The organism is Citrobacter sp. wls714 (assembly GCF_005281025.1).
Taxonomy (GTDB): Bacteria; Pseudomonadota; Gammaproteobacteria; order Enterobacterales; family Enterobacteriaceae; genus Citrobacter; species Citrobacter werkmanii.
Genome location: NZ_SZWZ01000065.1, coordinates 174113 through 197866 on the forward strand (window position 1 = coordinate 174113; position 23754 = coordinate 197866).

Genomic DNA, 23754 nt, shown 5'->3' on the forward strand with positions numbered 1-23754 from the left:
ATTAGCCAGCCGCCTTAACGATAAAGGTCACCACGCCAAAGATATCCAGCGAATCCTCGCTGCTGATTATGATGGGCGCGTAGGCTCTGTTCTCTGGCCTGAGCATCACAATTGGATGCAATTGCAGACGTTTAACAGTGAATTCTCCCTCAATGGCGGCAATCACGATGTCTCCATGAGCCGGGTTTCTGGCGCTGTCGACAATCAGCAAATCACCCTCACCGATCCCCGCCCCGACCATAGAATCACCCGATGATTTAACAAAATAGGTTGCGCTGGGATGCTGTACCAGCAGGTCATTGAGATCGATACCTTTCTCAACGTAGTCCTGCGCTGGAGAAGGAAAACCACAGGGCACAAGGTCGCTGAACAGGGGAAAATGTTTCGTTTGTCGACGTTTTGCAGGCTGGAAAAACAACATAATAATCGGCCTCTCACTTAACTGTATTTATATACAGTAGTTTTAATGAGGACGGCGATCAAGTGACGAAAGTAGCGAACTGGGTGTTGTTTAACCATCTCGTCGGTAAGCTTTTATCACGTCTGGAAAAATAATTTCTGTTTTATTCGGCAGAGGAAGACGTTCATTTAGCCGGAACGATAAAGACGAAAGGTATCTCGATTTGAAAGGGGTAAAAAAGCCCCACACTTGCGGGGCGTTACGTCAGGAACGCTTACGCGGCATCATGCGCAGCAGCGTATTATCCTTCCAGAAGTAGTGATGCATCAGGGCAGCCGCGGCATGCAAACCAATAACAAAATAGCCCAGGTTTGCCAGCGTCACGTGCCAGGACTTCAGCATCTCCACGAGGTCAAGGTTGGCTTTTGCCGCATATGGCATGACAATGCCAAATGCAATCCACGGATTCCCCCGGTTGTACATCATCACCAGACCAATAATCGGCAACGCAATAAATAACAGATAGATAACCAGATGCCCCAGATGCGCCATTCCGGTCATCATCGGTTTCGGTTTTGGCACAATCGGCGGCGCCGGATATTTCAGCCTGACCAGCAGACGCGCCACCATCAGCGTTAAAATCGTGATGCCACAGGATACGTGCACCATGTTGAACAAGGGACGATAGCTACGCGGGAAAAACCCGCGAAACTCCATGGCGCTGTAGGCCACAATGACCAACAAAAAAACCAGCCAGTGAATACCAATTTGCAGGCCAGAATACTTATTCCCCATAACACTTCCTGAATAAAAATAATAATGCGTCAACATAACGGGCTTTTGTTAAAAATTCATTAATTTTTGTTCATCCATTATCAGTCAGTTACGTTTAAGCGCAAAAACAGCTATTGCCCCGGATGCCTGACTGGACTATGCCTGGTAGGGAAAATATGTCGTACCGCCTCATCCTGACAGGAGAAAACCATGAGTAAAATTGGCATTAACGGTTTTGGTCGTATCGGTCGTCTGGTATTGCGTCGACTACTGGAGGTCAAAAGCAGCGTGGAGGTCGTCGCCATTAATGACCTGACCTCGCCCAAAATTCTCGCCTATCTGTTAAAACACGACTCAAATTACGGTCCATTTCCCTGGAGTATCGACTTTACCGAAGACGCGCTGATTGTCGACGGTAAAAAAATCGCTGTTTATGCAGAAAAAGAGGCCAAAAATATCCCGTGGAAAACCACTGGCGCAGAGATCATCATCGAATGTACCGGTTTTTATACCTCAACGGAAAAAGCCAACGCGCACCTGGACGCAGGGGCCCAAAAAGTCCTGATATCCGCCCCTGCCGGGGACATGAAAACCATTGTTTTTAACGTGAACGACGACACGATGGATGCGAACGATCGAATTATCTCTGTCGCATCGTGCACCACTAACTGCCTGGCGCCGATGGCGAAAGCCCTGCATGACAACTTCGGTATTCAACTGGGCACCATGACAACCATCCATGCCTACACGGGGACACAATCGCTGGTAGATGGCCCTCGCGGAAAAGATCTGCGCGCCTCGCGGGCGGCGGCAGAGAACATCATTCCCCATACCACCGGTGCGGCGAAAGCGATTGGCCTGGTGATTCCGGCATTGAGCGGAAAATTAAAAGGCCACGCCCAGCGCGTACCGGTGAAAACCGGATCCGTCACGGAACTGGTATCGGTATTGGGTAAAAAGGTTACCGCTGAAGAGGTTAATGACGCGCTGAAAAAAGCCACGCTGAATAATGAGTCATTTGGCTATACCGACGAGGAGATTGTCTCGTCAGATGTGATTGGCTCACATTTCGGTTCGGTATTTGATGCGACACAAACCGAGATTACCGAAGTGGGCGATCTGCAACTGGTAAAAACCGTCGCCTGGTACGATAACGAGTACGGTTTTGTGACCCAACTTATTCGTACGCTGGATAAATTTATCAAGCTCTGACGTTGTGGCGGAGGTCGAATGAACGGTATAGCCGCCAAAGTGTAAGAATTGCGCCGGGTGACGTACAAACTCACCCGGCTAAAAACTTAGGACTGCAGATAAACCACCTGCGTTTGCAGATATTCGTTCAGACCGTGTTTACCGTCTGCCCCGCCAATCCCGGACTTGCGCCACCCTGCGTGGAAGCCCTGCATTGCCTCGAAGTTTTCACGGTTAATATAGGTTTCGCCAAACTTCAGCCCCTTAATCGCTTTCATCGCCGTGTTCAGATTTTGCGTGTAAATCGATGAGGTCAATCCATAATCGCTGTCGTTGGCCATCGTCAACGCCTCTTCCAGCGTATTAAACGCCACCACAGGCAGCACCGGACCAAATGTCTCCTCGTGCATAATCGCCATCTCCTGGCGCACATCTAACAGTAATGTCGGTGGATAGTAATAGCCTTTGCCTTCTACCGCCTTACCGCCCAGCACCACTCTGGCCCCCTCCTGCACCGCTCGCGCAACTTTCTGCTCTACTCGTTCCAGCGCAGCGGCGTTAATCAACGGTCCCATCGCAATGTCATTGCGCACAGCCGGATTGCCGAACTGTACGGCTTTCATCGCTTCCCCCAGGCGATTAACGAACTGGTCATAAATACCTTTCTGGACGTACACACGTTCGGCACAGTTGCATACCTGTCCGGTATTGATCACCCGTGAGTCAACAATTGCCTTCACGGCCAGTTCAAGGTCAGCATCATCCATCACGATCGCCGGGGCTTTCCCCCCCAGTTCCAGGCAGACTTTAGTGATGTTTTTGGCCGCTGCAGCCATAATTTTCTCGCCCGCGCCAACGCTACCGGTCATGCTGACCATTGCGACTTTCGGGTTTCCGGCCAGTTCCTGGCCGACCGTTTCACCGCGTCCAAGGACCAGATTAAATACCCCGCGCGGCAAGCCGATATCATCAACAATTTTGGCAAAAGCGATGGCATTGTTGGGCGTAAACTCACTCGGTTTAATAACAATGGTATTGCCCGTCAACAGCGCGGGGGCCAGTTTGCGAGCAATCAGGAAGAACGGAAAATTCCACGGTAGAATGCCCGTCGTCACGCCCAGAGCGCGCTTAAACAGCAGGATATTTTCGCCCGGGCGATCGCTTTGCAGGATCTCGCCTTCATAACGACGTGCCCACTCCGCCATGTAATCGATATAATCGGCGGTAAATGCGACTTCAACGTCGGCCAGTTGCTGTATTTTCCCACCTTCAGCCACTATCAATGCGCTGATTTCGCTGGCGCGTTGACGGATACCCGCAGATATTTTGCGTAGCCAGTTCGCCCGTTCAATGGCAGGCAGCGCTTCCCACTCAGGCTGAGCGCGCTGGGCGGCGTCTATCGCTTTACGCGCATCTTCGGCACGTCCATCCGGAATACGTGAGATAACCTCTTCCGTGGCCGGATTGACGACATCAATCCAGGCGTCATCGTGCCAGGTCACAAACTGCCCATCGATATACATAGGATGTTGTACGGGTACTGACATGCGCTTCTCCTGTGATTGATTTGTTTTTAACAAGTAAAACTATTGTTAATTAATATCAATCATGCCTGATGAATTATCACTACAGTGACTGTTCTGTGAGCGGCTTCATAAAAGCGCCTGGCAAAGCGATGATGAAAGGAAAAAACGGGCGGGATTTATGCCCGTTTGCAGCAAAACGCTTACAAACGGGCAGCGGAGATCACAGAGAGCGGCTCTCCAGTAAGTCTGACAACGCGGTATCGCTTTTCAGTTGCTGCCAGGCTGCCTCAACGTTACCTGGAATATCCACATGCACGATAAAATCGCGGCCACAGGGACCATAGCCATTAACATCGTCTCGCAGGCGCGGCAACTCTCCGGTAATGAGCGAAAGATAGCGATCTACCGACCATAGTCCTTCGACCGTTGGCGCAAAGTCCACGCCGTCGCGCTGTTGGACCAACTCAGGGACGAATCCCGGGAACCCCAACCAGCGCGGTGCATGCGGCTCATCGCGGGTTACGCGCTGAAACGTGGCCATCGTGCGGCGTTGCATGGTCGGATCCTGTACCACAATGACGGTATGAATGCTTTCTGTCGCCTGGCTCAGTAACGCACAGCTAAATCGGGCATTCTCACCGCAGTTTGTTGACTGGTCTTCCACCCAAATTTTCTCCCCCGGAATGTGCCAGAACTGGTGAGCGATATCGGCAAGGATCGCCGCTTCCGCACGTCCGGTGGTTCGAATGATATTGTAGCGAGGATGTCGGGCAATCGCGTCATACAGAAAGCGCGTGGAATGACCGATCCCCCCACTAATCAATAAGGGAACCTGTTGGTCTTTCGCGATCCGACAGGCGGCGTCGATGGTCGGGATCACCGCGTTCCCCGCCAGAATTACGCAATCTGAATGAACCGTGATGCCCCCCGTAAAATCGCTCTGCGCCAGCCATTGCCCTACAGTATTAATCGCCGCCAGCGTGGTCGCGGAAAGCGTCGGAAACTGACTCATATTCATGACTCCTGGTGTTTATTCTTTACCGGGTACAGAGGCCGGATGGCGGCTACGCCGTGTCCGGCCTACAGTCCCGCACCGCGTTATCCCGTGATCTGATCCATCGCCTGCAGAATACGTTTATCTGAAATAGGATACGGCGTACCAAGCTGCTGGGCAAAGTAGCTGACGCGCAGCTCTTCTATCATCCAGCGGATCTCTTTGACGTCGTCATCTTCACGGCGTGCAGGCGGCAGTTTATTGAACCATTGCTGCCAGGCCTGCTGCACACTATCCACTTTCAGCATCTGTGCGCGGTCACGGTGTGGATCGATGGCCAGTTTTTCCAGACGCTTTTCAATAGCCTGCAAATAACGCAACGTATCACCCAGGCGTTTGAAACCATTACCAGTGACAAATCCGCGGTACACCAGCCCGCTCATTTGCGCTTTGATATCTGAAAGCCCTAACGCCATGGTCATATCCACACGCCCTTTCAGACGTTTATTGATATTAAACACCGCGGTCAGGATCTGTTCGACCTGCTTCGCGATATCCACCACCGTATCGTTCAGTTCAGCCCGCACCTTCTCATGCAACGCCGCAAAGCCCTCTTCTGTCCACACGGGACCACCATGGGCGTCGATCAACCGATCCACACCGCAGGAGATACAGTCGTCAATCAAATCCAGCACTTTGCCATACGGGTTAAAATACAGCCCCAGCTTGGCTTTGTTAGGCAACTTCTCGTGTAAGTATTTAATCGGCGAAGGAATATTTAACAGCAACAGGCGGCGTAAACCGCACCACATGGCCTGTTGCTGCTCCAGCGGATTATCAAACAATTTGATGGCAACGCTGTCACGCTCATCGACCAGCGCTGGCCACGCTTTTACCTTATAGTTGCCGCGTTTTTGCTCGTAACTTTCCGGAAGCTGCCCGAAGCTCCAGATATGCAATCCGCTCTGTTCGATACCGTCATCCGCCACCGCGGACAGCGTTTCCTGAACCTTACCCTTCAAGGCGTCTTTCAGATCCTGTAGCGAACGCCCTTCCTGTAGCTTCTTGTTCTTATCATCCACCACCCGGAAGGTAATTTTTAGGTGATCGGGTACCTGATCCCAATGCCAGTCATCGCGGTCAACGGTGACACCGGTCATCCGGCGCAGTTCACGTTCCAGCGCGTCCAGCAGCGGCAGTTCCAGCGGCGTCACGCGGCCTAAAAATGCCTCAGCATAGTTCGGAGCAGGCACAAAATTACGTCGTACCGGTTTCGGCAGCGACTTAATCAGGGCGATCACCAGCTCGCGGCGCAGGCCTGGAATTTGCCATTCAAAACCGCTTTCGTCGATCTGATTGAGCAGCGGCAGCGGAATATGCACGGTCACACCGTCCGCATCGGCTCCCGGTTCGAACTGGTAGCTCAAACGCAGTTTGAGATTGCCCTGGTGCCAGAAGTTCGGATAATCCAGCTTACTGATTTTTTCCGCGCCCTCTTTGATAAGCATGCTCTTTTCAAAGTTGAGCAGGTCCGGGGTCTCGCGGGAGACTTTCTTCCACCAGCTATCGAAGTGGCGGGCAGAAACCACATCATGGCTAATACGCTGGTCGTAAAACTCAAACAGCGTCTCATCATCGACCAGGATGTCGCGACGGCGCGATTTATGTTCTAACTCTTCCACCTCCGCCCGCAGCTTCAGGTTGTCACGTAAGAAAGCATGGCGCGTTTGCCAGTCCCCCTCCACCAGCGCATGACGAATGAACAGTTCACGTGACAGCGCCGGGTCGATCTGGCTGTAGTTCACCTTACGGGCGGCAACAATCGGTAAGCCGTAGACGGTGACCTTTTCTGTCGCCATGACCGCGCCCTGCGCGCGTTCCCAGTGCGGTTCGCTGTATGAACGTTTAATCAGATGCTGCGCAACTGGTTCCACCCACTCGGGATCGATACGCGCGGCAATACGTCCCCACAGGCGGCTGGTTTCCACCAACTCCGCTACCATCGTCCACTTCGGCGGTTTTTTGAACAAACCTGAACCCGGGAAGATCGAGAAGCGGGCGTTACGCGCACCGGTAAATTCCTGTTTATCGGTATCTTTCATCCCGATATGCGACAGTAAACCGGTCAACAATGCGACGTGGATTTCCCGGTATTCAGCGGGTTCGCTGTTAACCGGGATCCCTAACTCTTTCACTACCTGACGCAGTTGGGTGTAAATATCCTGCCATTCACGCACGCGCAGGTAGTTCAGAAAATCAAGTTTGCACTGGCGACGGAACTGGTTTGACGACAGCGCTTTTTGCTGCTCGCCGAGATAGTTCCACAGGTTCACAAACGCCAGGAAATCAGACTCTTTGTCATGGAAGCGGCGGTGCTTCTCGTCGGAAGCTTGCTGCTTGTCCATTGGGCGCTCGCGCGGATCCTGAATGGACAGCGCCGAGGTGATGATCATTGCCTCACGCACACAGCCATGTTTTTGCGCTTCCAGCACCATACGCGCCAGACGCGGATCCACCGGCAGTTGCGACAGCTGACGGCCCAACGGCGTTAACTTATAAGCGGTTGCCTGTTCGTCGGTGGTTATCGCCCCCAGCTCTTCGAGCAGGCGCACCCCGTCCTGAATATTGCGTTTATCTGGCGCTTCAACAAACGGGAACGCCGCGATATCCCCCAACCCCAGCGCGGTCATCTGCAAAATAACGGACGCCAGGTTGGTACGCAGGATCTCCGGATCGGTAAACTCCGGACGCGACAGGAAGTCGTCCTCAGAATACAGACGAATACAGATCCCTTCTGAAACACGACCGCAGCGGCCTTTACGCTGGTTGGCAGAGGCCTGCGACACCGGTTCAATCGGCAAACGCTGGACTTTAGTGCGGTAACTGTAACGACTAATACGCGCAGTGCCCGGGTCAATCACATACTTGATGCCCGGTACGGTCAGCGAGGTTTCCGCCACGTTGGTGGCCAGCACAATACGACGACCGCTGTGTGACTGGAATACACGGTTCTGCTCGCTATTGGAGAGACGCGCATACAGTGGCAGCACTTCGGTGTGACGCAAATCCAGCTTATTCAGGGCATCGGCGGTGTCGCGGATTTCGCGCTCGCCGCTCATGAAGATCAGAATGTCGCCCTGACTTTCACGCCCTAACTCATCTACGGCATCAAAAATTGCCTGTAGCTGATCGCGCTCAGTGTCATCTGCGTCTTCAACAATCGGTCGATAGCGTACTTCCACCGGATAGGTTCGGCCAGAGACTTCGATAATCGGCGCATTGTTGAAATGCTTAGAAAAGCGTTCCGGGTCAATGGTCGCCGAAGTGATGATAATCTTTAGATCCGGACGACGCGGCAGAAGTTCTTTCAGGTAGCCAAGCAGAAAATCAATGTTCAGACTGCGTTCATGCGCTTCATCGATGATGATGGTGTCGTACTGCATTAGCAGCCGATCCTGCTGGATTTCCGCCAGCAAGATCCCATCCGTCATCAGCTTAACCATGGTGTTGTCACTAACATGATCGCTAAAACGGACTTTATAACCGATACAGCCGCCCGGCTCGGTTTGCAGCTCTTCCGCGATACGGTTCGCCACAGTACGCGCCGCCAGACGACGCGGCTGGGTATGGCCGATCAGCCCTTTTACCCCGCGTCCCAGCTCCATACAGATTTTCGGCAACTGGGTGGTTTTACCTGAACCGGTCTCACCAGCCACAATCACCACCTGATGGTCGCGAATGGCTTCCAGAATATCCTGTTTTTTCTGGCTGACGGGCAAGTTTTCCGGGTAGCTGATGACCGGACGCGCCGCTTCACGCAGCACAACTTTACCGGCTGCCTGGTCGATCTCTTTTGCCATCTCCTGGTAAATGGCCTGTTGTGCATCAGGATTTTTAACCTTCTTCACGCCGTGCAAACGGCGCGCAAAACGCTGCCTGTCGCGCAGCATCAGCGAGTCCAGCTGTTGTTGCAGCATGTTGAAGGTTAATTTTGGTTGTTCTGTCATAGCGTTAAAAGGCAGAGTTCTGCCGGGTTAAATCTCTTTTAGATGATAGATATAGAGTACCACATCGGAGCTTTTCATGTGTTGTTCAATAATTTCGAACATAGGATTCGATATATTGCGCTATCACTGCGACAGGATTGTGAATAAAGTGTCAACAAGCAACGGGGCACTACCCCTTCAAACACATAAAAGGAAACACCCATGAGCAAGGTATTAGTTCTTAAATCCAGTATTCTGGCAGGGTACTCTCAGTCTGGTCAGTTGTCTGATTATTTTGTTGAACAGTGGCGTGAAAAGCACTCTGCTGATGAAATCACCGTCCGCGACCTGGCTGCAAATCCTGTTCCGGTGCTGGATGGCGAACTGGTGGGTGCGCTGCGCCCAAGCGATGCGCCGCTGACGCCGCGTCAGCAAGAAGCGCTGGCGCTGTCTGACGAGTTGATCGCTGAACTAAAAGCGCATGATGTGATTGTCATCGCCGCGCCGATGTATAACTTCAACATTCCGACGCAACTCAAAAACTACTTTGACCTGATTGCCCGTGCTGGCGTGACCTTCCGTTATACCGAGAAAGGTCCGGAAGGTCTGGTGACCGGTAAACGCGCAGTGGTGCTGACCAGCCGTGGTGGTATTCATAAAGATACGCCGACTGACCTGATCACACCGTACCTGAACGTGTTCCTGGGCTTTATCGGTATCACCGACGTGAACGTTGTCTTTGCTGAAGGTATCGCTTACGGCCCGGAAGTGGCATCTAAAGCACAGTCCGATGCGAAAGCCGCTATCGACAGCGTGGTTGCTGCCTGATAATTCCCCCTCTCACCATCCGGTGGGAGGGATTCTCGGTACCTACTTCTTTGCCCGCACATGTACCTGCTTGCCGTGAATGCGATTAATATCACGCCAGATGGTGGCATATTCCCTGCACTTCGCCAGATTTTCTTCCCAGCAATGAAGTAAAAATTGTTCCGGCTCCGCGACATCCCGGCTTAACAGCTTGAACACCCAACGATTCCAGACATACCACTTGAGAAGCCACATGATTTCACTCCACGACGCGACCGGTGTTGAACTATATCAACATCAGTTTGATGCCGTGTGGCAACTATTGCGATGTCGATGAATAATCCGAATGAATGCTATACCAACTGCACGAGCCAGAAAGCCCACTGAACCGCAACCATGCAGAGCGTATGTCGATACTGTTTTAATGCGCCTGACTGGCGATCGGCCAGCGTGAGTGTCTTCAGTCGTTCACGTCGCCAGATAAAGTACAGCGCCTCTCCAGCCTGCGTATTGTTTTGTGCGGTGATCAGCGAAAAATAACGTTCGTCGAGCCATAATCGCCAACAGCCAAACCAGACTATGGCGCATAACAGGGCGATAACGGCTCGCAGTATTCCTGGCGGCGCGACAAAAAGCACCCACGCCAGCGGCGGCAGGGAAAAAAGCAGGATGAAGCGCCAGCTCGCTAACGTATGTCGCAACAAACCACTCTGAAGATCTTCACTTTCTGTTACGTCGTCACTTTCTGTTGCCATTGTTGCAGCATCTCCAGATGTTTATCTGTCAGTACCACCTGTGGCCGACTCGCCCGAATCTGCGCCACGGCGTGCCCTACCGTCGCCGCATGACCGTAACGTAACAACCACGCCGCAACCACCATCGCACTGCGCGAGAGACCTAAGGCACAGTGAACTAGCACCGAGCCCTGCGTCTCACGCAGAGTCTCCAGCGTATTCACCGCCTGCTGCAGTTCGGACTCATTCGGGATCACTAAATCCAGCATCGGTACGCAGTGATAAACACGCGAAGCCGTCGCACGACCACGTGGAAACTCAAAGGTCACGTCCAGCACCGCATTTTGCGCAGGCACGCTGTGCGGGTAACTGCCGAGATACACGCCAGCCACCACCGGGCTTATCGCAGGCAGACGTCGGGTAAACCAACGCATCGACAGCCACATTCCCGCTCGCCACGGTAATGACAGCCAGTAAACGGCGGGTGGCAGTTGGCCCTGCGGATCTTTAGCCGTCACCGCCGCGCCGAAACCAGCGTAACCCCACGCAACCATCAGCAATGCCAGCGCAGGCCATAACAACCACGGCGTCAGCAATGCGGCGGTGATAAAACATAATGCTGAACCCAACAGATAACGACGCATCAGCCTCAGGCGCGCAGCATCCGGCTTACACCAGCGCCAGCGGCGTTGTTCCGGTACCAGCCAGTCAATCAGCATCCCTGTCGCCACGCCGGTGATAATATCGATAAAATGATGCTGCCAGGTGGTCAGCACGGATATGGCGATCAGTAAAAACCAGCCGTCACAGAGCCAGCGCCAGCCGCCGGACAGATAGCGACTGAAGTGCCGCCACAGCAGCCAGCCGAGTATGATATGCAGCGACGGCGACTGGTTATAGGGTAGATCGAACTGTTCCAGTTGTGCGAACAGCCACCCCGCGGCCCCCGTCACTTCGGGGCGGGTGAAGCTAAACTGCAACGGAAACAGTAAAAAGCCGCCGCAGGCAATTATTGATGCCAGCACCAGCCTGAGCACCAGTCGACGCTGCTCGAAACGCGTAGTGCAAACAAACAGCGACAATCCGTATAACAGATCCAGACTCCAGTACGGAATGATGGTCCATGGAATAAAAGGAATGGCAGACTCCCAACTAAAAACGATGCTGCCAACGTTCTGATATTTAGCATCCTGCCAGGCGGTAAACTGATTCACCTTGCCGTACGTAAGGAAAAAAAAGGGGGCCAGCAGCAGCAACCACCCGACTGCCTGCACCATAATTTTACGCTGTTCAGGAAGCACGGCGTACCGCCATGGAAACGGTAAAAATACCCCACTCATCAATCAGCTGCGCACACTTCTCAAAGCCCGCTTCGCGGACCAGCGCATCCATTTCACCCTGCGTACGCACACGCATAATCCACGCTTTACCGTCTTTATGACTGGTCAGCGACCAGGCTATCGTTTTAAGCTGCGGGTGCCAGGGCTGTCCGGTGTAAATCAATATTCCGCCCGGCGCTATCGCCTCAGCCAGCCCGGCCAGCGAATTTTTGACCAGTGAATTCTCAGGAAAAAGCTCATACAAACCGGAGACAATCCCCAGAGCAGGACGAGGTTCAAGCGCCGCCAGCTGTTCGCGGTTGAAGGCGTCGCCTTGTTCAAAACGAGCAATCTCAGCCATGCCTCTGCTGGCGATCATTTCCCGGCCTTTATTCACATTCAGTTCGCTGTAATCGCGCAGTAAAATTGAACGTACTGCCTTTTCTCCCTCCAGCGCGTCGAGCACATAACGTCCGTGTCCGGCAGCAATATCCACCACATGTACCGACATGCCCTGCTCCGCCAGCTGTGCAACCGCCTGACTAATCAGCATTTGCAGATGAATTTTACGCTGACGGATCCCTTTCCAGCCTACGCTGTTAAGGTAATTTTTATCGATTAAACGCCCCAGTGCGCTACTGCCCTGCGGCTGATTGCGATAGACGTAATCCAACGTGCTGCCAGAATCAAAACCGGTGTCAAACCCCAGACGAACACCTGCTGATTGCGTCCCCAACAGCTTCATGCCATAGCGCAAACCACGGTAGGCAATGTCGTCAAGAGAATATCGCGCAGGTCCCCCGCTGAGCATCCGCCAGGTATCTGCGCCAGGGCTCCAGCGATCTTCGTTACTGTAATCAAAACGCTGCGGCGGCATGGCGTATAGCGTAGAAATGAAGTCACGCATTTTATCGAACGCCAGATGCCGATCTTTTTCGCCCAGCGTGTCGTGGTAAAACCCCGGCAACACGTGCAGTTCCTTGAGGGGATTTCTCAGGCGCTGATAAAAATCAATTTGCGGCTGGCGATGCACAACGAAATCATCTCCGGACACCAGTAACTGCACTGGTAACGAAATGGCGGCAGCATCGCTGACAATGCGTTCCGCCGTTTTGTAGAGATCCAGCAAGATGTTCACCGCAATAGCCCGGGTGATCTGGGTATCAAGGTTAAAGCTCGCCACACGATCGACGTCATGCGTCAGGTATTTACCCTTAACATAAGAGTTGACGAAAAACAGGCCGCGCAACTGGTGCATCAATGCCAACCCCTGACGGGCAAACGGCACATACAATTTCACTTTGAAGGCCGGAGATGCCAGTACGAGTCCACGAATAGCGGGTGCGTAGTCATGTACCCAGGTCGCGGCCAGTACCGCGCCAACGCTCTGCGCCACGACCACCACATCTTCCATTGCGGCATGGCTGTCTGCGGCGGCGAAACGCACAAACTCTTCGACATCCTGAACTGAACGCGCCAAAGAAGGACTATAGCCACGTTGGCCCGGAGAATGGCCATGACCTCGCGCATCCCAGGCATAAAATGTGGTATCCGGAATCGCTAACTCATCCACAATATGCTGTAGGCGCCCGGAATGTTCGTGTCCGCGATGGAACATGACGATCACTTTAGGCGCTGCGTCAGGGGCAATTGCCGGCCAGTAGCGATAAAACAATTCGGTGTTGTCACTGGTCACAAAATGACGTTCGTCAGGTACGCGTGTATTACTCATGCGAATGTAATCCTTTAGTTTGTTGCTCCAACAGCAACAGTTGCTGTCTGAGCCCGTCCATGAAGAGAGATTTATCCCCATGAAAATACAAAGCACTGCCAATATTGACATCAATAAACAGCGGGAGCGGTATACGATTCCCTTTCGCCATGACAGATTCGGTGCCACGTAGCCAGACGGGAATAATCGGTACCTCAGGTACGTGCTGGCTCAGATGCCATAACCCTGACTTCAACGGCGACAGCTTCCCTGGTTCACCCCGCGTACCTTCCGGAAAGAGGATCAGGATCTTGCCGTCGCGTAATGCCTGTTCGCACTGCGCCAGCGGATTGGCTTCTCCGCCCTTTCGCGAAATGGGAATAATGTTGAGAATATTTAGCGCAAACCAGGCCATGGCTTTATTACGCAGGAAATAGTCAGCGGCAGCCACCGGATGAACCGACGCCTGACGGCGCAGCGGAAAAAGCGAAAGCAGCGCAAACACATCCATATGGCTGTTGTGATTGGCGACAATAATTGCCGGTCCGCGGGTGGGCAAACGCTCCCGATGTCTGATACGCAGCCCCAGCCACAGCCAAATCACCGGCCAGACGATACACAGCGTAAACAGCGTTCGCAGAATTGAACTCAGCATAAGTTAGTAGCAAAAGTAGCGAATGAAATGGAAAAATACGGGGGCGGTGAAGATCAGAGAGTCAAGCCGATCGAGGATCCCGCCATGGCCAGGCAGCAGTGTTCCACTGTCCTTCACGCCAATATCACGTTTGATAGCCGACATCACCACATCGCCACAAAAACCGCTAATACCGATAATAAAGCCAGCCAGTAGCGACAGCGGTATGCTTAGCGGCGTCATCAACGGTCCTAACAACGCGGCCAACAGCGTGGTGGTCGCTACGCCGCCAACCAGTCCCGCCAGCGTCTTATTAGGGCTGACTGTGGGCATCACTTTGATCCGCCCAATCGATTTGCCCCACAGGTACTGCGCGATATCGTTGAATTCCGTTAAGCCAACCAGGAACAGCACCAGCAATGCGCCGGTTTGTTTGCCGTCATCCGGCAGAACCAGCAAAAACGCGACATGGCTGAAGGCAAAAACGGTGGTCATCAGGCTCCAGTGGTGCTGCGAAGCGTAGCGCAAGAACCCCTGCGTATCGCCCGCAATGACCATTCGTACGGGTAAGAATAAGAATGCGTATACCGGGATAAACACCACAAACATGCCGTACCAATTAATACCGATCAGCCAGTAGTTGACTGGAATAGCAATGAACATCCACAGCAGCGGCATGCGATCGGTCTGACGCGACGGCGCCAGCGTTAAAAATTCCTTTAACGCCATGAAGCTGACCAGCGCGAAAAAGGTCAGCGCCAACCAGTGCGGACTTAAAATCGCCAGAGAAAACAGGACGATGATTATCCACCAGGTGCGTATACGTAATGTCAGTTCCCGCCAGTCTTTATCCGGTCGTCGCCACACCAGTAATCCATTAACCACTGTTGCAGCCAGCAGCAGTGCAAAAATGACCGCGAGTGACTTCTCCAGCATCATCATTGCGCCACCTCTTCGCGTAATGCGCTTCTACAGCGGTTAATCACTGTCCATAGCAGCAGGAGAATAGCAACACTCCACAGCACATTGTTCCACTGTACAAGCTGCGGCCACAGAGTCAGCGCCAGCCCCCACGCACCACATACCAGCGCTCTGTCGCTTTTACCCAGCGGTCCGGCATAACTGCGAACGCCATTAATCGTTTGTGCCAGAACGCCACAGAACTCCGTCATCACCGCACAGAACAACATCACCATAACCAGCAATCCATTACTGTCAGGAAGCAGCATAAACGGCAGATAAAGCGCTATATCTGAAAGAATATCCCCGCTCTCGTTCAGAATGGCCCCAAGACGCGACTGCTGGTGACATTCACGCGCCAGCATACCGTCGAGGGCATTGAGCGCCATTCGAATAAACAGCACGATGGGCAGGAGAACAAAGTATTCAGGCTGGGGGAAAATCACCAGTACGCCGCCGGTCACAAAAGAGAGCGCCATCGCAGCAAGAGTAACGCGATTTGCTGTGACGCCCTTTTTATGAAGCCAGAACATTAATGGGCGTAAAAGCGCCTGAAAAGCGGGTTTTATCTGATAAAGCGTCATCATCATTCCTTGATAATTACTGAATGAACTATAGTGTATTAATTAATCGCTGCCGCCTATTACTTTTTAGCGAGTCAATTGAAAATCGGATTTTATAAACAACAATCCATTATTTTTTCAACCACTTACCGTTTATACCTTGCACATACTCCCCCGGTTTAGCGCGAGCAACTAACTTCTGTCCGGCCATTTTTGCCACTTCCTCTGGCGGAATATTATTGCTCTCAGCCAGTTGCTGATAACTGGCGCTTCGCGCCTTATTAATCTCACTCACCAGCGCCTGCGTTTCGGCATCGGTTTGTAATGCCACCAGATAACCATTAAGTGTTTCCCCCACCCGCCCCTGGGTTCTGGCTTCATTCAGGGTCAACGCCCACGCATTGCTGGTGATAAAACTCAGCGCCACCAGGATCGCTGCAAGCTGTTTTTTCATCATTACCTCAGAACAGATCGCTGCGCGATTTCAATAAGCTCTCAACGTCTTTATCAACTTTGATATGGATTTCATGCTCAATTTTGACGTTCATATTAATCGTGATCGGCTCTTTTGGCGCAGCCACTTCGATTCTTGGGGTACAACCTACCACCAGAGATGAAGCCAGCAAACTCAGCATGGCGGCTATCGTTTTCATTGTTGTTCCTCACATTCCTTGCCTTCCAGGCAATGGGTTTCCGGCAGCGCTGCATTTTGCTCAAGCCATGCCTGTAAATTGTCACCAAAACGCAAACTGCGCCATAGCGTAAAGATGTTTTCCTCGTGGGTGTAATTCAAATTAACCGTACCCACTTTGCCATCGACTCGACTATTGCCAGTAACGGTTGCCTGCATCGTTAAGACGCCCAGGTTATCCAGGTTTATTTTCGTCCAGGAATGGGTTATTTCCATATAGCGCAGCCAGTTAATTGCCGCGCCAGCCGCCATATTATCTTTAACGACGGCATCCGCCGTGTCTTTATCAATGCGCAGCGTCATTGGACCTGGGTTGGTTAACCAGCCGTCTTTGATGATCCACTTTTCGTTATCTAACCATAATGGCAACGCGCCACTGACCGGACCCGACATGGCGAATTGCTTGGGGTTAACCGCGCTAATAAGCTCGCTGGAGGAGATATTCTGCACCCTTAATAAGGCTGGGTCGTGCTGTGGCATCCGCAGTTGCTGCATGATGACTTTGCCTCCCAGCAGTTCGGCGCTGACATCGCTCAGCAGTAATGGATTGCCTTCACTCCAGGGGTACGCGCCCTGCAGATCGGCAGTAATATTTTTCACCGTCACCTGATTCACGACTTCCGCAATACGTAGTGAAACAGGCCCACGCGTACCTAGTTGCCATGCGCCTTCGCTAAACCGAAACGGCAAGATAAAATCGACGCCATTAATTTGGTTATCAGGCATCCAGGCGCTACCGCCTTTTAATACCCCATGACCGCCTGCTTCAAAGCCCTGTTCCGGCGCGGCCGAGAATGCGACCTGCGCATAGAGATCACCTTCACGCAGTTTCATTTTCCAGTCAGGCGGGATCAGCGGCTGGAACACGGTGAGTGATTGTTTTGGCCACCAGGCCTGCCCGCGCAGACGGATCCCGTCCCAACGACCATTTAGCTGTACGGGGCCAATCGCACCCGCGTGAAGCTGGCCCTTGAACTGGAAAATCGTCGGGTCGCTGCCTTCCACGCTGAACTTTAGCGTTGAGGGAGGTAAGACGCTTCCGCCGGTGAAGACGGTTTTTCCTGCGTCCAGTGATAGTGCGCCGCTAAACGTCGGTTTGGTCGCGTCCCGTACCCAGACGATAGGCTCATCCATTACCAGGCGTGGATTTTCCACCGTCATGGTGCCGTATTGCAGGTGATCAAATCCGGTGGAGAGATCAAAGAGCTTCAGCGTGTTGTCATGCCATTCCCCCTTACCCGCCACGTCCCAGCGAGCATGCATCGGCGTAAAGCTGCCTTCGCCCCAGTAGCGCCATTGCCAACGACCGGCATCAGGAAGAAAATCATTTGCCAGACCATCCAGATGCAGTTCAAAGCCCCCCATCTGGTTTTCATGCGCACGCAAAATAGCCTGTAGACGGCCATCCACCCCGCGTTGTGTTACCTTTACGCCCGCCAACGGCCAACGAATCTCGTCAATATCCAGCGAATCAATTACCCGCCCCCGCGAACGCAACAGCGCCCCAGGCTCAAACGCCAGTTGCGGATCGTTCAGGCTACCGGTGAGTTTGGCGGGTAATTTTGCGTAGAAGATCAGATCGCCCTGTTTCGCTTCGCCGATCAGCTGTAACGGCATCTCGTTATTATCGATACCCAACTTACCTGGCCCCAGCGTTAAAACGGCATTTCCTTTACCGGCATCGCCTTGCGTCAGAATGTTCAGACGCCCGCTCACCACGGCGTTTTCCAGCCCTGCCTGCCAGTTTTCAACTTTCATGCCCAGCCGCCCGCTTAGCGGGAATCCCTGATAAGGCCAGTTCCAACGACCATCGCTGATGGTCAACTGCTGGCGGGTTATTTCCCACGGAAGATCGAGCAGTGGATCGGCACTATCCCGCGCCATGACGATCAGTTGTCCGCTGTTTTCTTGCCACTCCAGTTCGGCATCCACAAGCGTGGGTTCCTGCGGCAAGCTCAGCGTCGCAACGGCATGACCGCTCACTGGTAACCCATCCGGAACCAGCGGCATAGTAAATTCACCGACCAGTTTTACCGGCGGTTGCCCTTCAAATGCTGCAACATCCAGCTCATTTACCGTGAGATTTTGCCCATGCAGACGCCCCTGGAATTTAACCTTTTCACCCTGGTAGCGCAGTTGCTGAGTAGCGGGCGTTAGCGAAAGCGACAGTTTCCCCTGCCATTCCTGCCAGGGAGAAAGAATAAGTTTGTCGATGTTAATCCAGGTATTGGGCAGCATCGATTGCCATTCAGCCAGCGTTTTGGGTGCTACCGGAGACGCTTCTGTCTGCGGTAATTTGGCCAGGCAAGCGGAATCCAGCTCAATTGTCCCGACATTGAGCAACCAGCGGCTGGGATGGGACAGGTCCGCCTGAGTAATGCGCGCCAGCGGGCAATCATCGACCAGATAGCGGAGTTCCGGGATATGCAGCCCATGCCGTGTCAGCCGTGGACTCTCATCCAGCGCGATACGTGTCCCCACAGGTAACCAGACGCCCACCAGGGTCGGGACCCACAAGCCAAGCGTCATCACCAGCGTCAGCGGCACGAGAATCAATAATAAAAGGAGTGCCAGAACGGCTTTATATTTACCCTTCATGGGTAGTTAATATCCTGATTTAGCAAAATTTAAGCCGGTTTAGGCCTGTATTGTGGCATGTTTAACTAAACATGCCCACCTTAAGAATAGATGCCATTGAAATATATGTAATATTTATAGGTTGTGGATAATAAAAAATAGTGGTCTCTCAGGGAGGTACTCCTGTACCATATCCGTCAGTAACGCAGAAAACCGACCATTTTTTTCCCTGTTCGCCCTATGCCGTGCCTCATTTCTGGTGAAAGGCAATGCCCAATAATTTGTCGAGCACAATATTAACCAGCGAAATAGCAATCTTCTCAACCTGAGCTCTTGCTGTAATTGCCACCGTGTTTTTATATTGTCGCAGTAGTTGATCTCTGGCGTAGAGCAACGCCTCCAGTTCACTGTCACTCAGTTTTCCCTGCCCACGAAGACGCAGCCAGTATGCAACTTTCTTACCGGTATCGTTTATTACCTCATTCGTATCTTTTGCAGCTGAGAGCAAGAGCGCTTTCAGTTGTTCTTTAATGGATTCAGCAACCTCATTTTTAATCGCATTCATGGCATCATCAATATCTGACATTTTTCATCCCCTATTTTACAACAGACCCCACGCGGGAAGTTTCTCCCCGAATGGCCAGATCGTAGTTCAACTTAACTACATCGATTTTTTCGTTCACATAGGCGACGCTAAATAACTTTTTATCCTTCATCGCCATTCGGCAATCACTCTCAAAGACATTATCGAGGTAATGAATAGCCCGTACACGTGAGTCATCATGCTTGCCTGCAGCATATTCAGTCGCTTCACGGAACTTGAGGTCCCCGGTATCGCAGGTAGCCTTTACCTTAGTTTCATCAAAGGTATTCCCGGGTTTAGCTGTATTATCTTCGAGAAATTTAAGGTGGAACGCCTTCAAATTTGTGAAGTTCTGGTACGCTCCTGCATCGTAGTGTGAAACGAATAAGGCACACCCACTCAGTAAAAGGAAAGTGCACAACATCATCCGGGCAGCGGAATTAAGCACTATATTAGATCGTTTCATTTTTCACTCTCCGCGATACCCCATGATGGCAAACAGCGTTTCCCCTCCTTGTACATCGCTGGCAAGGAACCCGTCGGCGGTGAGCGCCAACGGGCGTCGCGTCACCGAATTACCAACATTACCGCCAATAATTTCAATCTCATTAGTGCCAACGGAAACAACTAAGTCGGTGTGACTACTGTAGTTGCCCAAATGCTGATGATCGTAATCAACGACTTTGTCGGGATCTCTGTCCCAACAGACTAAATCCCCCACCTGCGGTTTATGCTCATTCAGCCTGTATCCCCAGTACAACGCTTTGGCATTGCCCTGATTTCTGTCGCGAATCGATTTGCTGATGTACGTCGCATGCGAAGCGGAGTAGGAAAAACGCTCCCCCGCGCCAGCCTGACGCATGGCCCATGAAATAAACGCCGCCGACCACGGCCAGTCATGATCTCGCCCGTCCAGATCGTCCCGCCCGATTTTTGCCCAATACAGGCCAACACGTTGCCACCAGCCATCCTCACCCTCTTTGTGTCCGGAATGAAGAAGGCCACCATTGCGGTTGTAGCGCTGCTCGCCAAAAAACAGCCACTCGTCAGTTGCGATCGACGCGGCGTTATCTGCAAAACCAGAGACGAGTGTTTCCTCGCCAAAATACGGAACGCTGGGTTGTTCCACCGGAGGTAGCGACGTCTGAGTGATTGATATATCAGGTGATGGCCCGACGAGTATACCGTTGGCATTAATGGGGACCTGTGAAAGATCCCAGTTGCCGCGATCTATTTCAAATCGCAAACATTTTGTACGATAAACGGTAGGATGAAGTTCGGGGTTGCTATGGTTGGCTAACCATGAATTTCTCACTTCAACATACTGGGAAATCCAGGTATGTTCATCACCACCACTGGCTGGAGGCACTTCACGAAACTGGGCGCGCAAGAACGTCAAAATAGCGCCGCTATGAACAAATGAGTCATAGATGACCAGAAGTGAAAGCGCATCTTTAAAACCAAAGTCCTGTGCCCATTTCAGCGCAGGCAGATAGTAGCGCTCATCAAAGAACCGATCCTGTACCGATTTCATTATCGGATCATCGCGCCCTGCTCGTCGTAATAAGTCTTTAAACGGTTCATTGTCAACCAGTGCGATATTACCTATCTTTGGAACAAACGGAGCAAGATCGGCACTGAATCGCCCATTTTCATTAACGTAACGGGTCACCAGATCCTGCAATTTGCTGTATTCCGTAGTTTGTGAACGACCGTAAGTGATCTGCCTGATCCCGTGAGGGCCATCATGGAATATCGCGATAGCCGAGTAATCACCTTCGGCCGAGCCGGTTTCAAACGCATTCAGGACTCGTTCACAGAGACTTTTCTGTGCTGGCGTAAGTATCATGATGCTCCTCTCTATTGATAGTTAATCATTACACTTAACTTACTTTTTCATGCTGTCGGATTTACCCTGCTCTGCGGGTTTTGGGCCTGTGGAACGGACTTGCATAACCCGTTGAAGAATATCGAACCAGAAAGGTCCGCCAAGTGAGACGGCGAAAATAGTCACCAGCAGTCCCATCACTTTTGCCAGCCATTCCGCAGCCCCTTGAGGCCATCCTTTCCAGCCCAGTTCGAAACCTGCAGACTGCATAACGGCAATCGCGTGTTTATATTTACCTTCAGCTGTCGCGATACGGTCCTCGTCCTGAGCCTGATTTTTCGCCTCATTGACTTCCTGCTGCGCGATCGCCACCATTTTTTCTCGAACCTCAGGATTGGAGGCCAGCACCGTCGCAAGATTGAGGCTGTCAATATTTCCCCCCAGAACCAAAACGGTGGCGACAATCAACGTGATGGTCTGCATTTTTCGTTTGTACCAACCCGAGGCGCGATCCATTACCGCATCAAACTGTTTTGCAACCGCGTTGCGAAACGTGGCCGCGTTATTGCCCGTCTGCGCCACCACTGTTTCGAGGATGCCTTTGATCCGGTTATTTTTGGCATTTCCCGGCAGCGCGTTTACTCCAGCGGAGAGCGTTGCCATCGCACTTTTGCTGACAACTAACGCCTCCACGACTTGCGCGACAATGTCTGGGGGAATATAGGAAGGACGCCCCTGGTTTCCTTTACTTAGGGACTGAATTAACGGATGTTCAAAAAACTGAGTAATAAATTGCTGATTTTGCGCCAACTCGCCTGAAAGGAACTCGTTCAGCGCCACTTCAAGATTTTGACTACGAATACAGGCCCACGCAGAAATAGTTTCAACAATCGCGGTACACGCTATCCCAAAAATGAAATACACAGTCATCATCCCAATTAATATATCAAGCGTTTCAAGTCCAAACATGCTGTCTCCCTCATAGTGAAGAGCGTTTGATCAACCGACCGCAGAAACCATGCTAGTTGCTTCCTGAAAATATGAGTCAGAAACAGTGAGTATTCGGTAAGAAGTTCGTAGTAATTACTCGCGAGGTATCAATCAGAAGTCGCATACTCTTTGCCTAACTACATGCGTCATCTAATAAACAGCCACTAATAAAATATTATTATCCTGCCAGTCAAAATTAAACCATTTTATTAATGTCATCCCCTGCGAAAACACGTAAATATTAATTACCCCCACTTAATTTTAGTCGGCAATATTCAGAAAAACATCAATAAAGGTAAAGGCGCTCTAACCAAATTTGAAGCAAGGCCAAGTAAAATGAAAACATTAAAATACATAGCTTTCAGTATTTTTATCGCTATACTAAGTGGTTGCAGCACGTCCAACACTGGTGTTACCAGTATGGCATCCAGCAGCAATGAAATAGATATATTAGCTCAAAAACCAGATTATGCCATTGTCAAGGTTTTGTATGCCACCGATAGAAATCAGAACAGCGGCGCACCACCCAACCAATCATATGGAATCAATCGAGCCTCAATCTCCTATGGATTCTGTGAAGTTAGCATTCCTCGACACCACATTATAGGAGTAACTGAACAACCTTCATTTTTAAAACTTGAGTTCAAAGAAGACCCTAAAAAACACGTAGCCTTACTTGGTGTAACGCCTTTAGCTAAAAATGATTTTTTCAATTACCTTGTGTCTACAGTAAGCAATACACCAGAGAAAAAGACCTTCATTTTTGTTCATGGGTATAATGTTTCATTCGCCGAAGCAGCCAGAAAAACAGCTCAAATATACTATGATTTAAACATCGATATGGTCCCTGTTTTTTATAGTTGGCCTTCACAAGCCAGAACCTCTGCTTATACCATTGATGAGCAAAATGCTGAGTGGACACAAACCAACCTAAAACATTTCCTTATCGATTTTCTTGAGAAATCTGATTCAAAAAATATTTACCTGATAGCCCACAGTATGGGTAATAGAATTTTATCGCGGGCGGTTATTGATGTATTGAATACAAATCCAGATTATCGAAATCGTATAAAAGAGGTCATTCTAACTGCTCCTGACATAGATGCCGATGTTTTCAAACGAGACATTGCCCCTGCATTGGTGGCAAAAGGAGAGCCTGTTACTTTGTATGCTTCATCAACAGATAAGGCGTTAGCCGCATCCCAGGCGATACACCGTTATCCGCGAGCGGGTGATTCGTCTACTGGTTTGATTTATTATCCTGGAATAGAATCGATTGACGCAACCAGCGTTGATACTAGCTTTATAGGCCATAGTTACCCAAGCGAAGAACGTTCTGTGCTTTCAGATATTTTTTATCTTATTAATGATAACAAGCGAGCATCCCAACGCATCGGGCTAAGCTACATTGAAGCTGGGCAATACTGGAAAATCAATGAATAGATAGCGAATTCAGGCTGAATCGCCACAGATAATCTAGACACTT

At 51.3% G+C, this 23754-nt stretch carries 22 protein-coding genes; 3 read left to right on the plus strand and 19 right to left on the minus strand.

The features are described from left to right. Window position 1: 1 nt before the first annotated feature. Both FDX11_RS15035 and cybB read right to left on the minus strand, forming a co-directional pair. Window positions 2-421: a translesion error-prone DNA polymerase V autoproteolytic subunit gene (locus FDX11_RS15035; RefSeq protein ID WP_042308234.1), complete on the minus strand. Its 420-nt coding sequence runs from the start codon at window positions 419-421 to the stop codon at window positions 2-4. A gap of 243 nt (window positions 422-664) precedes the next feature. Continuing rightward, entirely contained in the window at window positions 665-1195 is a 531-nt protein-coding gene (gene cybB, locus FDX11_RS15040) for a cytochrome b561 (RefSeq protein WP_042308232.1), read from the minus strand. Window positions 1196-1384: 189 nt separating this feature from the next. Here cybB and gap point away from each other — a divergent pair, with 189 nt between their 5' ends. After that, window positions 1385-2386 carry a type I glyceraldehyde-3-phosphate dehydrogenase gene (gene gap / locus FDX11_RS15045; RefSeq protein WP_079224069.1) on the plus strand — a complete coding sequence of 334 codons (1002 nt, stop codon included), beginning with the start codon at window positions 1385-1387 and terminating at the stop codon, window positions 2384-2386. A gap of 86 nt (window positions 2387-2472) precedes the next feature. Here the strand turns inward: gap and aldA are convergent, their stop codons facing one another. The 3 genes from aldA to hrpA all read right to left on the minus strand — a co-directional run bounded on the left by aldA (window position 2473) and on the right by hrpA (window position 8892). Next, the gene (aldA, locus tag FDX11_RS15050; protein ID WP_079224067.1) at window positions 2473-3912 is read right to left on the minus strand and encodes an aldehyde dehydrogenase; all 1440 of its coding nucleotides are present in this window, start codon (window positions 3910-3912) and stop codon (window positions 2473-2475) included. Between the two features lie 199 nt (window positions 3913-4111). After that, complete coding sequence (locus FDX11_RS15055; RefSeq protein ID WP_170975613.1) at window positions 4112-4909, minus strand: YdcF family protein; 798 nt, start codon at window positions 4907-4909, stop codon at window positions 4112-4114. Between the two features lie 80 nt (window positions 4910-4989). Beyond that, entirely contained in the window at window positions 4990-8892 is a 3903-nt protein-coding gene (hrpA, locus tag FDX11_RS15060) for an ATP-dependent RNA helicase HrpA (protein WP_137398155.1), read from the minus strand. A gap of 201 nt (window positions 8893-9093) precedes the next feature. Here hrpA and azoR point away from each other — a divergent pair, with 201 nt between their 5' ends. Continuing rightward, window positions 9094-9699: an FMN-dependent NADH-azoreductase gene (gene azoR / locus FDX11_RS15065; protein ID WP_006684422.1), complete on the plus strand. Its 606-nt coding sequence runs from the start codon at window positions 9094-9096 to the stop codon at window positions 9697-9699. A 42-nt stretch (window positions 9700-9741) separates the two neighbouring features. On the opposite strand, the gene FDX11_RS15070 is transcribed toward azoR, so the two are convergent. The 14 genes from FDX11_RS15070 to FDX11_RS15135 form a co-directional block, all read right to left on the minus strand. Next, window positions 9742-9933, minus strand: coding sequence for a hypothetical protein (locus FDX11_RS15070; protein ID WP_042308220.1), 192 nt, complete (start codon window positions 9931-9933; stop codon window positions 9742-9744). 98 nt (window positions 9934-10031) lie between these two features. Next, the gene (locus tag FDX11_RS15075) at window positions 10032-10433 is read right to left on the minus strand and encodes a hypothetical protein (RefSeq protein WP_042308219.1); all 402 of its coding nucleotides are present in this window, start codon (window positions 10431-10433) and stop codon (window positions 10032-10034) included. After that, a complete protein-coding gene (locus FDX11_RS15080) occupies window positions 10409-11713 on the minus strand; it encodes a phosphatase PAP2/dual specificity phosphatase family protein (RefSeq protein ID WP_249360740.1) in 1305 nt (434 codons plus the stop codon). The genes FDX11_RS15075 and FDX11_RS15080 overlap by 25 nt, the downstream gene beginning before the upstream one ends. After that, on the minus strand, window positions 11703-13463 hold the full coding sequence (locus FDX11_RS15085) for a bifunctional alpha/beta hydrolase/class I SAM-dependent methyltransferase (protein ID WP_137398156.1): 1761 nt from the start codon (window positions 13461-13463) through the stop codon (window positions 11703-11705). Before FDX11_RS15085 ends, FDX11_RS15080 begins: the two co-directional genes overlap by 11 nt. After that, the gene (locus tag FDX11_RS15090; RefSeq protein ID WP_137398157.1) at window positions 13456-14097 is read right to left on the minus strand and encodes a 1-acyl-sn-glycerol-3-phosphate acyltransferase; all 642 of its coding nucleotides are present in this window, start codon (window positions 14095-14097) and stop codon (window positions 13456-13458) included. The genes FDX11_RS15085 and FDX11_RS15090 overlap by 8 nt, the downstream gene beginning before the upstream one ends. 3 nt (window positions 14098-14100) lie before the next feature. Beyond that, on the minus strand, window positions 14101-15018 hold the full coding sequence (locus FDX11_RS15095; protein WP_137398158.1) for a phosphatidate cytidylyltransferase: 918 nt from the start codon (window positions 15016-15018) through the stop codon (window positions 14101-14103). Beyond that, a complete protein-coding gene (locus FDX11_RS15100) occupies window positions 15015-15620 on the minus strand; it encodes a CDP-alcohol phosphatidyltransferase family protein (RefSeq protein ID WP_137398162.1) in 606 nt (201 codons plus the stop codon). Before FDX11_RS15100 ends, FDX11_RS15095 begins: the two co-directional genes overlap by 4 nt. Window positions 15621-15729: 109 nt before the next feature. Then, window positions 15730-16053 carry a YdbL family protein gene (locus tag FDX11_RS15105; RefSeq protein WP_137398163.1) on the minus strand — a complete coding sequence of 108 codons (324 nt, stop codon included), beginning with the start codon at window positions 16051-16053 and terminating at the stop codon, window positions 15730-15732. A gap of 7 nt (window positions 16054-16060) precedes the next feature. Beyond that, window positions 16061-16252 (minus strand): YnbE family lipoprotein, encoded by a 192-nt coding sequence (locus FDX11_RS15110; protein ID WP_042308207.1) that lies wholly within the window; start codon window positions 16250-16252, stop codon window positions 16061-16063. Then, window positions 16249-18888, minus strand: a complete 2640-nt coding sequence (locus FDX11_RS15115; RefSeq protein ID WP_137365469.1) for a YdbH family protein — start codon at window positions 18886-18888, stop codon at window positions 16249-16251. The genes FDX11_RS15110 and FDX11_RS15115 overlap by 4 nt, the downstream gene beginning before the upstream one ends. Window positions 18889-19117: 229 nt before the next feature. Next, window positions 19118-19453, minus strand: coding sequence for a hypothetical protein (locus FDX11_RS15120; RefSeq protein WP_042308203.1), 336 nt, complete (start codon window positions 19451-19453; stop codon window positions 19118-19120). 10 nt (window positions 19454-19463) lie between these two features. Further along, window positions 19464-19916 carry a hypothetical protein gene (locus tag FDX11_RS15125; RefSeq protein WP_137350263.1) on the minus strand — a complete coding sequence of 151 codons (453 nt, stop codon included), beginning with the start codon at window positions 19914-19916 and terminating at the stop codon, window positions 19464-19466. Window positions 19917-19919: 3 nt separating this feature from the next. Next, window positions 19920-21299, minus strand: coding sequence for a DUF2272 domain-containing protein (locus FDX11_RS15130; RefSeq protein ID WP_137350264.1), 1380 nt, complete (start codon window positions 21297-21299; stop codon window positions 19920-19922). A 39-nt stretch (window positions 21300-21338) separates the two neighbouring features. Next, window positions 21339-22247, minus strand: coding sequence for a hypothetical protein (locus FDX11_RS15135; RefSeq protein WP_061381273.1), 909 nt, complete (start codon window positions 22245-22247; stop codon window positions 21339-21341). 357 nt (window positions 22248-22604) lie between these two features. Between FDX11_RS15135 and FDX11_RS15140 the strand changes: the two genes are divergently transcribed. Next, the gene (locus FDX11_RS15140; protein ID WP_137398159.1) at window positions 22605-23711 is read left to right on the plus strand and encodes an alpha/beta hydrolase; all 1107 of its coding nucleotides are present in this window, start codon (window positions 22605-22607) and stop codon (window positions 23709-23711) included. Window positions 23712-23754 lie beyond the last annotated feature (43 nt).